The organism is Nitrosospira briensis (assembly GCF_900115125.1).
In the GTDB taxonomy this organism is placed as follows: Bacteria; Pseudomonadota; Gammaproteobacteria; order Burkholderiales; family Nitrosomonadaceae; genus Nitrosospira; species Nitrosospira briensis_A.
On record NZ_FOVJ01000007.1, the window covers coordinates 45,504 to 58,900 of the forward strand.

Annotated in this window: 12 protein-coding genes; 9 read left to right on the forward strand and 3 right to left on the reverse strand. The window is 55.9% G+C overall.

All coding sequences use genetic code 11. The features are described from left to right. Positions 1–121 precede the first annotated feature (121 nt). Positions 122–1,327 carry an amidohydrolase family protein gene (locus BMZ14_RS12235; protein WP_074798008.1) on the reverse strand — a complete coding sequence of 402 codons (1,206 nt, stop codon included), beginning with the start codon at positions 1,325–1,327 and terminating at the stop codon, positions 122–124. A 494-nt stretch (positions 1,328–1,821) separates the two neighbouring features. On the opposite strand from BMZ14_RS12235, the gene BMZ14_RS12240 reads away from it, so the two are divergent. Next, positions 1,822–3,051, forward strand: coding sequence for a DUF445 domain-containing protein (locus BMZ14_RS12240; protein WP_218145035.1), 1,230 nt, complete (start codon positions 1,822–1,824; stop codon positions 3,049–3,051). 91 nt (positions 3,052–3,142) lie between these two features. Here BMZ14_RS12240 and BMZ14_RS12245 read toward each other — a convergent pair whose 3' ends face one another. Beyond that, entirely contained in the window at positions 3,143–4,663 is a 1,521-nt protein-coding gene (locus tag BMZ14_RS12245) for a YifB family Mg chelatase-like AAA ATPase (RefSeq protein ID WP_074798010.1), read from the reverse strand. A 122-nt stretch (positions 4,664–4,785) separates the two neighbouring features. Beyond that, positions 4,786–5,088, reverse strand: coding sequence for an accessory factor UbiK family protein (locus BMZ14_RS12250; protein ID WP_074798199.1), 303 nt, complete (start codon positions 5,086–5,088; stop codon positions 4,786–4,788). Between the two features lie 102 nt (positions 5,089–5,190). Between BMZ14_RS12250 and BMZ14_RS12255 the strand changes: the two genes are divergently transcribed. The 8 genes from BMZ14_RS12255 to purH all read left to right on the forward strand — a co-directional run bounded on the left by BMZ14_RS12255 (position 5,191) and on the right by purH (position 13,295). Continuing rightward, a complete protein-coding gene (locus tag BMZ14_RS12255) occupies positions 5,191–6,228 on the forward strand; it encodes an aminoglycoside phosphotransferase family protein (protein WP_074798012.1) in 1,038 nt (345 codons plus the stop codon). Between the two features lie 19 nt (positions 6,229–6,247). Next, positions 6,248–6,994, forward strand: a complete 747-nt coding sequence (murU, locus tag BMZ14_RS12260) for an N-acetylmuramate alpha-1-phosphate uridylyltransferase MurU (protein ID WP_074798201.1) — start codon at positions 6,248–6,250, stop codon at positions 6,992–6,994. A 62-nt stretch (positions 6,995–7,056) separates the two neighbouring features. Beyond that, positions 7,057–8,379 (forward strand): Xaa-Pro aminopeptidase, encoded by a 1,323-nt coding sequence (gene pepP, locus BMZ14_RS12265; RefSeq protein ID WP_074798014.1) that lies wholly within the window; start codon positions 7,057–7,059, stop codon positions 8,377–8,379. Next, positions 8,372–8,737 (forward strand): hypothetical protein, encoded by a 366-nt coding sequence (locus BMZ14_RS12270; RefSeq protein WP_074798016.1) that lies wholly within the window; start codon positions 8,372–8,374, stop codon positions 8,735–8,737. Before pepP ends, BMZ14_RS12270 begins: the two co-directional genes overlap by 8 nt. A 75-nt stretch (positions 8,738–8,812) precedes the next feature. Continuing rightward, on the forward strand, positions 8,813–10,111 hold the full coding sequence (locus tag BMZ14_RS12275; RefSeq protein WP_074798018.1) for an FAD-dependent monooxygenase: 1,299 nt from the start codon (positions 8,813–8,815) through the stop codon (positions 10,109–10,111). Between the two features lie 264 nt (positions 10,112–10,375). Beyond that, complete coding sequence (gene dusB, locus BMZ14_RS12280) at positions 10,376–11,389, forward strand: tRNA dihydrouridine synthase DusB (RefSeq protein ID WP_074798020.1); 1,014 nt, start codon at positions 10,376–10,378, stop codon at positions 11,387–11,389. Beyond that, the gene (locus tag BMZ14_RS12285) at positions 11,386–11,628 is read left to right on the forward strand and encodes a helix-turn-helix domain-containing protein (protein WP_074798022.1); all 243 of its coding nucleotides are present in this window, start codon (positions 11,386–11,388) and stop codon (positions 11,626–11,628) included. The genes dusB and BMZ14_RS12285 overlap by 4 nt, the downstream gene beginning before the upstream one ends. 104 nt (positions 11,629–11,732) lie before the next feature. After that, positions 11,733–13,295, forward strand: a complete 1,563-nt coding sequence (gene purH / locus BMZ14_RS12290; protein WP_074798024.1) for a bifunctional phosphoribosylaminoimidazolecarboxamide formyltransferase/IMP cyclohydrolase — start codon at positions 11,733–11,735, stop codon at positions 13,293–13,295. Positions 13,296–13,397: the final 102 nt, after the last annotated feature.

The following is a 13,397-nucleotide window of genomic DNA, read 5'->3' on the forward strand; positions in this document are numbered from 1 at the left end:
CTCAGTGCCGCAGGTTGAGGAACCGTTGATCTCCGTGCATGTGATTGCACGCTCCAACCACCGCACTTGATGACCCCAGGATAAGCATTGCAATGCCCCGTCCCGGACCGTTGGTCCTTTCTTACTTGCGAACGATGACGCCTTGCCTGACGACACATTTACCAGCTTTATATACAGACCGATTCTTCGGAACCGACACGACCGCCTCAGGGATATGTCCTGCGTCAAGCACCACGAAGTCAGCACTTGCGTTCTCTCGCAATCCATAATTGGCAAATTGAAGCGCTTTTGCGCCTGCCTCTGTAACGACATCGAAAGCGACGCGAAGATCGTCATCTGTATAGAAACCAGAGCGATAGCCGATGATCATCGCGCGGTTCAGCATGTCACCATCCCCGTATGGCCACCAGGAGTCCCGGATATTGTCACTGCCGCTAAAGACCACAACGCCAGCTTTGCGTAATTCCAGGACGGGCGGAAACGAGCGATCACCGGGCGCATTAGTCATGATGGCGACGCCGGCTTCAGCAAGAACTTGCGCAATGTGCCTGACGACATCGGCAGGAACTTCGCCCAGCGCATAAGCATGGCTCGCAGCAACATGCCCTTGCAGACCCAGCGCCCGGGTTCGGGCCGAGATTTCTTCGAGTTCGAATATCCCCAACATCCCCTGGTCGTGAAGGTGAATGTCGATATCAACCCCGCGTCTTTCCGCAATGCCGAACACCACGTCGAGATGTGCTTTGATGTCTCTATCGAATGAGGCGGGGTCCAGCCCGCCGATTACGTCGCAGCCTGCATCGAAAGCCGCATCCAGCAGTTCTGCCGTTCCGGGACACGCAAGGATGCCATTCTGCGGGAAGGCGACAAGCTGAATATCAATAATATCCCGGTATTCTTCACGGACCTCGACTATGGTTTCGAGAGACTTGAGGCCAACGCTCGCGTCCACCATGACGTGACTGCGCATATGGGTAGATCCGTTGGCTATGCAGAGCTCCAGCTGATTACACGCGCGCTCAGCGAGCGGTGCAGCCTGCGCCATGTTCTGACGCTGGAATTCGACACGTTCACGTACGTCAAATCCGGCAGTGCACGGCTTGTGTGGCTTCCAGCCATCCCCGTAAAAGCTGGTATCGAGATGAATGTGACCTTCGACAAAACCCGGCACAACAAGGGCGCCGCCGAGATCGACGATATGATCCGCCGAGATATCCGCGCCGCCCGCCGGTTCGATGGAGATGATCCTGCCGTTTTTTACTGCAATGGACGAAAGCGCTCCATCCAAGAGCCTCGCCCCCCGAAAAATGGTATCGACCTCACGCATCAAAAACCTCTCCGAACAGATTTTTCACGGCTCTTCCGCTTGCGCTGCGCTTGACCTCGTCCTGTCATCGCCTTATAACTCATCAGCCGAATTGTTTACGGGATTTGACAACGCTGTGCAGACATATGAAGCGTACGTCACTGGCAAGCTGACAGCGCATTCTATCTTATGCGGAAGAACACGCGCACCTTGCGCTGCCTGGGAGAACGCCCAATTCGCATCCCCGGTTACAGCAACCGGCCTGTCATATCATCAAATTTCGCGGCGCCTCTCTTCAAGCGCATATCCACCGCTGGCGAGTATTGCCTATCAGGTCTCTGCCTGGCACCCCACCCACCCAAAAACACCTTGACTATCAGGATCGGCAACGCGTACTTTGAATCTACGTAGGTTGAGAAACGTTCTTTTGAGATAATTCACTTCCACATTCTTATTCATTCAATCGCATGCATCCGTTCGAACCACGGGCTACGGATCAAGACAAAAGCTTGCTGATGCCATCCTTCGCTGATAACCGGATGCGGCGGCTGGCGACGGGGATGCTGATAACGATGCTCGCCGTTCTCGTTCTCGCTAATGTATTTCTTTCAGTTCATCCGTCGATGGGCTATCTCCGCGCTTTCGCAGAAGCGGCAGTAGTGGGCGCGCTGGCGGACTGGTTCGCTGTTACCGCACTATTTCGTCAACCGCTGGGCCTGCCTATTCCACACACTGCTATCATTCCCCGCAACAAGGAACGCATTGGCGCATCGCTCGGGCGTTTCGTCGAACTGAATTTTGCCTCTCCCGAAGTGGTTTCGGCAAAGCTGGCGCGCGTGGACCTGTCGGGCAACCTCGCCCAATGGCTTTCGGACTCGACGCGAACCGAGGTCTTAGCCGACCATATGACGCGCCTGATCCCGCAATTGCTTGATTCTATAGAGGAGCATCAGCTGCGGCGCTTTATTTCCGGTGACGTGTCGAAGCGCGTGCAAGGTATTGATCTCGCCCCCTTGATTGGGGAAGCCGTCGCGATGCTCAGCGAAGAGAAACGACACCAAGTGCTACTCGACAAGTTGTTGCGCGAAACGGATGACTACATTACTGCCAATGAACAACGCATCCGCGAGCGCGTGCGTGAGAATACAGCCTGGCTTTGGCAGCGGCTTTCGATAGACAGCGAGGTCGCTGATAACGTTATATTGGTGCTGCGCGAGCTTCTCGCAGAGATCGCTCGCGACTCCAGACACCCGCTGCGCCTCAGGCTCGACTCGGCAATCGAGAAGCTGGTCTCCGAGCTGGCTACTTCACCCGAATACCGCAAGCAGATTGCTGTACATACACGGAAATTACTGAATCAACCCGCACTACACAAATTCGTGGCGACGTTGTGGCGCGATATTCGCATCAGCCTGCACAAGGAAATCGGCAGTGCCGACTCGACCATTAAGGCGTTGCTGCGGGAAGCAACGCAATCGGCGACGCGCGCACTACTGCGCGACACAGGCCTACGCGAACGCCTCAATGACTGGATGCGCAACGTCGTAGTGGAAGCGGTGCAGTCTCACCAACGCGACGTCGGCTCGCTAATAGCGGATACCGTGCGTGGCTGGGACACCGAAACCGTCACTCGCCGGATAGAACAGCAGGTGGGCGAAGACCTGCAGTATATTCGCATCAACGGCACGATGATCGGCGGGTTGGTGGGGTTGGCGATCTACACCATTTCCCGCGCCTTCGGCTAGCTTGAAAGGTGCAGAACTCTGCGAAGGCAGGATCAGAACAAATCAAAGTCGCAGTCCTGATTTTTCACTTTTGAACAGCCCAGTCCCGGACCTAATTTCTATCCAGCTTCCGGTACTGCACCGCTTCGGCAATATGCGTGCTTGTTATCCCGTTGCTCGCCGCGAGGTCCGCAATGGTGCGCGCCACTTTAAGGACGCGATGATAAGCCCGTGCGGAGAAATTCAGGCGGCTTATAGCCTGCTTAAGCAGGTTCTCCCCCAGCGTATCGGGTATGCAGTATTTATCGATATCCTTCACCGCCAGCCTGGCGTTGGCCTTGCCCTGCCGCTCCAGTTGGCGCTGATAAGCTGCTTCAACCCGCTGCCTGATGCTGCTGCTCGGTTCGCCTTGCGCCTGACGCATCAAATCTTCCTCGGGCACGGCTGGCACTTCAATCTGCACATCGATCCGATCAAGCAGCGGGCCGGAAATTTTGCCGCGGTAGCGTGCAACCTGGTCGGGAGTACATCTGCACCTCCCGCTGTGGTGGCCGAGATAACCGCAAAGACAGGGATTCATCGCGGCGACCAGCTGGAACCGGGCGGGAAAATCAGCCTGGCGCGCCGCGCGCGAAATTGTGATGCGCCCGGATTCCAGCGGTTCTCGCAGCACTTCCAGTACCTTGCGTTCGAATTCCGGCAACTCGTCCAGAAACAACACACCGTTCATCGCCAGCGAGATCTCTCCTGGACGTGGATTGCTGCCCCCGCCCACCAGCGCAACGCCGGACGCGGTGTGGTGAGGCGAACGATAGGGCCGGCGTTTCCAGTTGGCAACATTGAAGCCGCCGCTGCTGAGCGATTGCATCGCAGCGGATTCGAGTGCTTCATCCTCGGTCATGGAAGGCAAAATGCCGGGAAGACGCGAGGCCAGCATGGATTTTCCGGTACCCGGCGGGCCAACCATCAGTATGCTATGGCCACCCGCGGCTGCTATTTCAAGCGCGCGTTTTGCATGCGCCTGCCCTTTCACCTCTTCCATGCCAGGGTATAGAGAAGGACTTGCATCCGAATCATCGCCCACCGTTGCCTTGGCATGATTGACGTAAAGCTGCAACGGCTCTCGTCCGGCAAGGTGTGCACAAATCTGAAGCAATGATGTTGCAGCGTAAACAGACGCTTCCCTGACCAGTGCGGCTTCAGCTGCATTTTGCAGAGGCAGCACGAAACTCCGCCCTGAGCGGGATGCGCCGTAAGTCATCGCCAATGCGCCCCGGATTGCACGCAGCTCTCCGGTCAGGGCAAGTTCACCGGCCCATTCATATTGGTCGAGCTTATCGGAGGGGACTTGGCCAGTCGCCGCAAGTATGCCCAGCGCGATAGGCAGATCAAACCGGCCGCTCTCCTTGGGCAGGTCGGCGGGAGCAAGGTTGACCGTAATGCGTCGTGCGGGAAATTCGAACTGCGCGTTTTGCAGCGCCGCTCGCACCCGGTCCTTGCTTTCCTTCACTTCTGTTTCCGGCAGGCCGACGATGGTGAAGCTGGGAAGGCCATTGGCAATGTGGACTTCCACCGTGACGAGTGGAGCCTCCATGCCCGAGATAGCGCGGCTATAGAGAATAGCTAGGGGCATGCAAAGAGTTTTTTTGCCAGAATCAGATCAGGGAGCAATACAAAAATTGCAGGCAGCACAGGATATCGGGATATCTCCCGCACCCTTGAAATCTGGAAAAGCCCGGTATTCCTGAACCTGGGTTATTCCGTCTCCGAGAGGTCATCCAGCGTTTCCGGGGGAATGTCCAGGCTATCCGCTTGCCCCTTCGACGTCGCGGCGGCTTCCAGCGCCTCCACCCTTGTTTCGAGCAATGTGAGTTTCTCGCGCGCGCGCTTCAGTACTTCTTGCTGTACCTCGAACTCTTCGCGCGTAACCAGGTCCAGGCGGTTAAATACTCCTCCCAGCATAACCCGAAGATTCTTTTCCACATCCTTGACAGGGCTCTGCGCCAGCAATTCGTTGACCTTCGTTACGATTTCGTCCAGCACTCTTTGGTTAGCCATGATTTCCTCCATAATTTCTGCTCCATCGCCCGGTCGGGCGAGGAGTGACGCACGCATGCTAAAATCTCATACTTTAGCCAAATAGGCAATCAGCGGACTATTATGGAGCGTTTCCGCCTTTTGGAAAACTGGATCAGGACGCAATTTCCCGATAAAAGCTTTACATTGTCGCCCGCCTCGGCAGATGCGAGTTTCCGCCGTTACTTTCGCGTGACTTTTAGCGATGGGACACTGATCGCCATGGACGCGCCGCCGGAACAGGAAGATTGTGCGCCCTTCCTGCATGTAGCAAATTTATTCACCGCCGCAGGCACGCATGTGCCGGTTGCACTGGGGCAGGATCTGGCTCAAGGCTTCCTGCTGCTTTCCGACCTTGGAGACACAACCTATCTCCAGGCGCTGAATGACGGTTCCGATAATGTCATAGCTGGAGAAAATAGGGACAAGAAGGCCGATCGCTTATATCGCGACGCATTGGCTGCCCTCCTTAAAATCCAGCTTGCAAGCCAGCCTGGCGTATTACCTGATTATGACGAAGCCCTGCTGCTACGGGAACTGAACCTGTTCCCGGACTGGTATCTGGCCAGGCATTTGAAAGTAACGCCCCGCGCCGCTCAGAAAGCAGAGCTTGAATCGATTTTTCAACGCATCGTGCAGAACAACCTGGCCCAGCCCAAGGTGTTCGTGCACCGCGACTTCCATTCGCGTAATCTTATGGTTACCACCCCCAATCCCGGCATTATCGATTTTCAGGATGCGGTTTACGGCCCAATCACCTACGACCTGGTATCGCTGTTCAAGGACGCGTACATAAGCTGGGATGAGGAGCGCGTACTGGACTGGTTGATCCGCTACTGGGAACAAGCCCGAAAACTGAAGTTGCCGGTAGCTTCCGATTTCGCGGATTTTTACCGGGATTTTGAATGGATGGGGGTGCAACGCCATCTCAAGGTGCTGGGAATTTTCGCACGCCTGAATTACCGCGATGGCAAACGCGACTACCTCGCCGCCCTGCCCCTGGTGGAAAGTTATTTACGCAAGGCGTGCGAGCGCTACCGAGAACTTAACCCGCTGCTGACACTGCTCGACGAGTGGAATATCAATGAGCAGCCGGAAGTAAAAGTTGGATACACCTTTTGACGTGGTCCCGTTCAGGGCGATGATTCTCGCCGCGGGCCGCGGCGAGCGTATGCGCCCCCTGACTGACACCTTGCCAAAGCCGTTGCTGCGCGCCGGAGGCAAGGCGCTGATCGAATACCACCTGGAAAATCTCGCGCGCGCCGGTTTTATCAACGTAGTCATCAACCATGCGCATCTCGGACAAATGATCGAAGCCGCGCTTGGCGACGGTACACGTTACGGTGTCACCCTCCATTACTCGCACGAACCGGTCGCGCTGGAAACTGCCGGGGGCATTGCCAAGGCACTACCCATTCTGGAAGATAAGCCGGGAAATACCCAGGGAACCCAGGAAGAATGCCCGTTTCTGGTAATCAACGCGGACATTTATTGCGAACTCGATTTTACCTCCCTGCTGCCGGTCATGCGACAAATGCAATCCAGCGCGGATACGAATCTGGCGCACCTGGTGCTGGTCGACAACCCCGTCCATCATCCGGAAGGTGATTTTTCGCTGGATTCCGATAGAGTGACACTGCCGGGAAAAAACAACCTTACTTTCAGCGGCATCGGCATCTATCGGCCAAGCTTTTTCAAGGATGTCGCACCGGGTTCCGCAGCCAGGCTCGCGCTGCTGCTGCACCAGGCGATCGCAACCGGCAAGGTCGGCGGACAATATTACCGGGGAGCATGGGTGGACGTGGGGACGCCGGAGCGCCTGCGCCTGATCGATCTCCAGCTCAGCCGTGTTGCAGTACATCCAGCCCACGGGATCGGTGGGTCCTAGCTTAAACCATAGTTTGGCTTTGGCTTTGCTTTCTCGCGCAAATACTGTAAGAATCGATACCCATGATACCTGTGAAGTCTTTCAGCGAGCGGCGCCAGGATGTCGCATCCCAAATGCGCAAGGGCATTGCCATCATTCCTACTGCGCCGGAGCGGGTGCGAAACCGGGATGCGCACTATCCTTATCGCTTCGACAGCTATTTTTACTACCTGACGGGTTTCAGCGAGCCGGAGGCAGTTCTCGTGGTCGTGGCGGAATCCGATAAAGGGACCTCAAAAAACATTCTGTTTTGCCGCGAGAAGAATGCCGAACGCGAAATCTGGGACGGTTTCCGTTATGGTCCGGACGCTGCGCGGGAAGCATTCGGGTTTGACGAAACATACCCCATAGGCAAACTCGACGAAATGCTGCCCAGGCTACTTGCCGGCCAGCCCTCCCTATATTGCGCCTTGGGCCACGATACGGAGTGGGACGCGCGCGTGCTCGGCTGGGTCAACCAGGTGCGGCAACAGTCACGCAGCGGCATTACCGCACCCGCCGAGATTCGGGATGTCCGGCTGTTGCTCGATGAGATGCGCCTATTCAAAAGCACGGAAGAGCTTCAAGTCATGCATCGCGCGGCAGAGATTTCCGGCGGCGCACATCGTCGCGCGATGCAGAAAACCCGGCCCGGCATGGGGGAATACGAAGTAGAGGCTGAACTGTTGCACGAGTTCAGGCGGCATGGAGCGCAGGCCCCCGCCTACACGTCAATTGTAGCCGGCGGTGCGAACGCCTGCGTTCTCCATTATGTCGAAAACAATGCCATGCTTAAGGATGGCGACCTGCTGTTGATTGACGCGGGCTGTGAGCTGGACGGCTACGCGGCCGACATTACCCGCACTTTTCCGGTTAATGGAAAATTCAGTCCCGCACAAAGGGATTTGTATCAACTGGTACTTTCGGCGCAGGCAGCAGCGATAGCCGAGGTAAAGCCCGGCAATACCTGGGATGCGCCGCATAATGCCGCTGTGCAGGTACTGGCTCAGGGTTTTGTTGATTTTGGCCTGTGCCATGGAAACGTCGATGAGGTCATCCAGACCGAAGATTACAAGCGCTTCTACATGCACCGCACAGGTCATTGGCTGGGATTGGATGTGCACGACGCAGGCGAGTATAAGTGCAACGGAGAATGGCGCCCCTTGCATCCGGGGATGACCCTGACGGTGGAACCCGGTTGCTATATTCGTCCAGCGGATAATGTTCCTTCTCATTTCTGGAATATCGGAATACGAATCGAAGACGACGTGGTGGTAACGGAGACGGGTTGTGAAGTATTGACCTCGACTGCTCCCAAGACCGTTGCGGAGATCGAAGAACTCATGCAGCATCAACACAATGGATGAAAATAACCGAATCATCATAAAGCGCATATACCGGGACGGTGAAAAAGGCGCGTCGGAAGAAGAGATGCACGCTTTCCGCACGGGTGGCGCGAGCCCGGCCGGTCGCTGGCTGGCTTACCTGATCCTTGTTCCGTTATTTATCATCATGGCGGTTCTCGGCATTTTCTTTTTTACCGCATTTCTTGCGCTATTTGCCGTTGCAGCCATAGGCCTTGGGTTCCGTTTATGGTGGCTGCGCCGCAAATTGCGTAAATCGATGGAGGCGGCGGAGGGGCAATATGTTGTCATCGAGGATGCGGAAATCGTCGAAGAAAGCACGAAGAAGACAGACGAAACCGATACTCACGGCCGGCCGTGAAGCATAAGCGGCAATAAACCGCTAACCGGAGGGGTCCGAGGCAGAACATTACTCAGGAAATCACGCTGAAGCAAAATGAACGTCAATCACCAGGATTACGACCTTATCATCATCGGTGGCGGGCCGGTAGGCATGGCCCTGGCGCTGGCCCTGCGCGGCAGCGGCACATCCGTACTGTTACTCGAAGCCCGCGGACTGCCTGGTAAAACGGAAGACCCCCGGCCTTTGGCATTATCTTACGGCAGCCGGCTCATCCTGCAGCGCCTGGGCGTGTGGAAGGGGTTACCGGGAGTGTCTCCCATCCTTACCATTCATATCTCCAATCGCGGGGGACTGGGCCGAACTGTATTGACCGCCGCCGAAACCGGAGTACCCGCCCTGGGCTATGTGATAAACCATCACGACTTGTTTCGGGCCATGTATAGGGCGCTGAAAAATTGCGACGCGGGTGAGCTGGAATATCTGACCGGGGCGCAGGTAACGCGACTGGAAACCCACGCCGGGCAGGGGCAGGTTGAATTCCAGCATGATGGAGTGACAAAAAAAGCAACGGCCAGGCTGCTGGTAGTGGCAGATGGAGGCCGGCTCATCAGCCAGATTGAAGGCGTGACGCAGCATGTGCAGGATTACCAGCAATGGGCGGTTGTTGCGCGTGTTAAAACAGAGCGCTTTGCGAACATAGCACCGTCCGCAATGGCCGAAGTGGCGAAGCCACCCGTGAAAGCATCCCCCTCCAGGCGCCGGCATTTCTCCCAGGCAAAGCACCTTGCCGATAACGATTCCCCGCATACCCAGCCTGGTGTCGCTTATGAACGCTTTACCCCCGACGGGCCGGTTGCGCTATTACCGTCCGGCGAGTATTTTTCACTGGTTTGGACCGTCTCTCCTTCCGCAGCCGAAGAAATTCTGGCGTTGGATGATGTCTCGTTTCTTGCCCGCTTGCATGGGCACTTCGGCGATCGCCTGGGCAAATTTATCGAGGCCGGCAAACGGTCCGGTTTCCCCCTGGCGCTGAAATATGCCACTCCCATTACAGCTTGCCGTGTTGTGCTGATTGGTAACGCGGCGCAGACCCTGCATCCGGTTGCAGGACAAGGTTTCAATTTGGGACTGCGCGATGCCTGGGAACTGGCTGAGGAAATCATCGCATGGCCCACCGAGGCCGGTACACCGGCAATGCTTGCCCGATATGGCAGCAAGCGCCAGATGGACAGCAGCGTTGGGCGCATATTCACGGACTCCCTGGTGAAATTTTTCTCCAATGATGACCCCGTGCTGGGAACGGTGCGCAGCATGGGCTTAAGCGCCCTGGACTGCCTGCCTCAAGCCAAGCGTTTCGTTGCGCGCCGCATGATGTTTGGCGCACGAGGTTAACCAGACTAAAAAACGCTTCCGAAAGTAAGTCGGTACTATTTGTGCCTTATCGAATGCCATTTTCATTCCATCCAGATTCAGTATATTGTTTGTAAAGGATAAAAAGAAAAACCGCGTAATAAGGGAAAGACACTTGCCGAAATTCCACAACCGTGGACCACGGGCTTCGGGGGTGGGCTCCTGAAGTCATGAGCATTTCCTGTTAAGATTGCACTGTTTTGTCTTATACCTGCTTTGCCGCTTGCATCGGCATTCAATCCAAATATGCGAATCGGTTCTCATATTCTCAAAAACAAGCTTATCGTCGCCCCCATGGCGGGGGTGACTGACCGTCCTTTCCGCCAGTTGTGCAAGAGCCTGGGCGCGGGCATGGCAGTATCGGAAATGGTATCGAGCAATTCGCTGCTGTGGGGCTCCGAAAAGACGCGGCGCCGGGCCAATCATGAAGGCGAAGTGGACCCGATTTCGGTACAGATTGCGGGCGCCGACCCGGCGATGATGGCCGAAGCTGCACGCTACAATGTGGGGCAAGGCGCGCAAATCATAGATATCAATATGGGCTGCCCCGCCAAGAAAATCTGCAATGTAATGGCAGGCTCCGCGCTGCTGCAAGATCAACCGCTGGTAGGCCGGATACTGGATGCGGTAGTGGGAGCGGTAAATGTTCCCGTCACCCTGAAAATCCGCACCGGCTGGGATAAGCAGCACAAGAATGCACTTGCCGTGGCGCGCATAGCCGAGAGCGCGGGAGTACAGGCATTGGCCATCCATGGGCGTACCCGCGCATGCGCTTATACAGGGCATGCAGAATATGACACCATTGCCGCGGTAAAAGCCGCGGTGAATATCCCGGTAGTTGCCAATGGCGATATCACTACCCCGGAAAAAGCAAAACATGTACTTGAATTTACCGGGGCGGACGCAATCATGATCGGTCGCGCCGCCCAGGGCCGGCCCTGGATATTCCGGGAGATAAATTACTACCTTGCCACAGGCACGCACCTCCAACTGCCCGAAGTCGCCGAAATTCACCATGTACTCATCAAGCACCTGCACGACTTATACCAGTTCTATGGTGAATATTCCGGCGTGCGCATTGCCCGCAAGCACATCTCCTGGTACACAAAGGGGCTTGTAGGTTCTGCGGGGTTCCGTCACGCCATGAACCAGTTGCAAAGCACAGACCAGCAATTGTCGGCAGTAAACGAATTTTTCAGTGAACTTGCCGGCTACGGGCGGCGGTTGACTTACGTTGAAGCTGAGGAGTTGGTTGCATGAGCATTATTAACGAAAATGACATAGCCCGGTGCGTGCGCACGGCTGTGGAAGATTATTTCAACGATCTGGACGGCGAAAAGCCTCATGCCATTCATGATATGGTAATACGCAGCGTGGAGAAGCCCCTGATTGAACTGGTATTGAATCACGTGGGCGGCAACCAGACCCGGGCTGCTGAATTACTCGGGATCAATCGCAATACGCTCCGCAATAAAATGAAGCTGTATCAGATCAAGTAGGGTGTCAGCCCGGTCAGTTCAACCGTACAGCTGCAAAACCGTCAAGTGGCGCAAGTGACCAGCGCAAAAGCAATGCTCCGATCCGTTTCCAATAATAATTCCAAATGTCCATCAAACAAGCCCTGATCAGTGTTTCCGACAAAACCGGCATTGTCGAACTTGCGCGAGAGTTGCACCAGCTTGGGGTAGCCCTCCTGTCCACCGGCGGTACGGCAAAATTGCTGAAGGATTCCGGCCTTACGGTCACCGAGGTTGGAGATTACACCGGCTTTCCGGAAATGCTCGATGGTCGGGTAAAAACCCTGCATCCCAAGATACACGCAGGCATCCTGGCGCGCAAAGAACTGCCCGAGCATATGTCAGCCCTGGAGAAAGCGACGATCCCGGTTATTGATTTGGTGGTGGTGAATCTTTACCCTTTCAGCCAGACCATTGCCCGTCCGGAATGCACGCTGGAAGAGGCCATAGAAAACATCGATATCGGTGGTCCCACCATGGTGCGAGCGGCAGCGAAGAATTATAAAAGCGTGGCAGTGGTTACCGACCCTGAAGACTATACGGCTCTATTGGGGGAAATGAAGTCAGCGAGCGGCGCGGTCAGGCAGGAATTCCGCTTCCGCCTTGCTTGCAAGGCTTTTTCCCATACTGCTGCCTACGATAGCGCCATCGGCAATTACCTTACCTCAATGGAGGGCGAAAGCGGAGAACGGCAGTATTTTCCCGAGCGGCTCAATTTTAATTTCAGCATGGCCCAGCATTTGCGTTATGGAGAAAACCCCCATCAGCAGGCGGCTTTCTATCGCGACCTGTCGCCTGCTCCCGGCAGTTTGGCCAGCTATACCCAGTTGCAGGGCAAGGAACTGTCATACAACAACATCGCCGATGCTGATGCCGCATGGGAATGCGTCAAGACATTCGATTTGCCCGCCTGCGTTATCCTCAAGCATGCCAATCCCTGTGGCGTAGCCGTGGCCGATACGCCGCTTGCGGCCTATAAGCTGGCGTTTGCCACAGATCCAACTTCCGCCTTCGGCGGAATCATCGCTTTCAATCGCACACTGGACGCGGCCGCGGCTGAGGCGGTAATCAAGCAATTCGTTGAAGTGATTATCGCGCCCCAGTTAACCGGCGAGGCGCAGCAGGCTTTAGCCGGGAAGGCCAACGTGCGCGTACTGACCTTGCCGGTAGAAGCCGGAAGCAATATGTTTGACTTTCGGCGCGTGGGTGGCGGATTGCTGGTCCAGACACCGGACAATCTCAACGTAACAGCCGCACAACTGAAAGTCGTGACCAAAGTCCAGCCGACAGCGCAACAATTAGAGGACCTCCTGTTCGCTTGGCGCGTAGCGAAATTCGTCAAGTCCAATGCAATCGTATTTTGCGCGAACGGCCAGACGCTGGGTGTCGGCGCAGGGCAAATGAGCCGGGTGGATAGCGCCCGCATTGCGTCGATAAAAGCGCAGAATGCGGGACTTAGCCTCGACGGCTCGGTAGTGGCGTCCGACGCATTTTTCCCGTTTCGCGACGGGTTGGACGTTGTCGTCAAGGCGGGCGCCCGGGCGGTTATCCAGCCCGGTGGCAGCGTGCGCGACGAAGAAGTCATTGCTGCCGCGGATGAGCAGGGGGTAGCAATGGTGGTCACAGGGGCCCGGCATTTCAGACATTGATATGCGAAATTACATTCAGGCAATATCCGGTATTTGGTCGCCTTTCAGGGTTTTTATCAAATAATTGCCAGTTTTCGCCGATGCCCTATAACCGAGATCAGT

Coding starts and splice junctions, on each gene's coding strand:
- BMZ14_RS12235 (WP_074798008.1), bottom strand. CDS start 1,327: ATGCGTGAGGTCGATACCATTTTTCGGGGGGCGAGGCTCTTGGATGGA.
- BMZ14_RS12240 (WP_218145035.1), top strand. CDS start 1,822: ATGCCATCCTTCGCTGATAACCGGATGCGGCGGCTGGCGACGGGGATG.
- BMZ14_RS12245 (WP_074798010.1), bottom strand. CDS start 4,663: ATGCCCCTAGCTATTCTCTATAGCCGCGCTATCTCGGGCATGGAGGCT.
- BMZ14_RS12250 (WP_074798199.1), bottom strand. CDS start 5,088: ATGGCTAACCAAAGAGTGCTGGACGAAATCGTAACGAAGGTCAACGAA.
- BMZ14_RS12255 (WP_074798012.1), top strand. CDS start 5,191: ATGGAGCGTTTCCGCCTTTTGGAAAACTGGATCAGGACGCAATTTCCC.
- murU (WP_074798201.1), top strand. CDS start 6,248: ATGATTCTCGCCGCGGGCCGCGGCGAGCGTATGCGCCCCCTGACTGAC.
- pepP (WP_074798014.1), top strand. CDS start 7,057: ATGATACCTGTGAAGTCTTTCAGCGAGCGGCGCCAGGATGTCGCATCC.
- BMZ14_RS12270 (WP_074798016.1), top strand. CDS start 8,372: ATGGATGAAAATAACCGAATCATCATAAAGCGCATATACCGGGACGGT.
- BMZ14_RS12275 (WP_074798018.1), top strand. CDS start 8,813: ATGAACGTCAATCACCAGGATTACGACCTTATCATCATCGGTGGCGGG.
- dusB (WP_074798020.1), top strand. CDS start 10,376: ATGCGAATCGGTTCTCATATTCTCAAAAACAAGCTTATCGTCGCCCCC.
- BMZ14_RS12285 (WP_074798022.1), top strand. CDS start 11,386: ATGAGCATTATTAACGAAAATGACATAGCCCGGTGCGTGCGCACGGCT.
- purH (WP_074798024.1), top strand. CDS start 11,733: ATGTCCATCAAACAAGCCCTGATCAGTGTTTCCGACAAAACCGGCATT.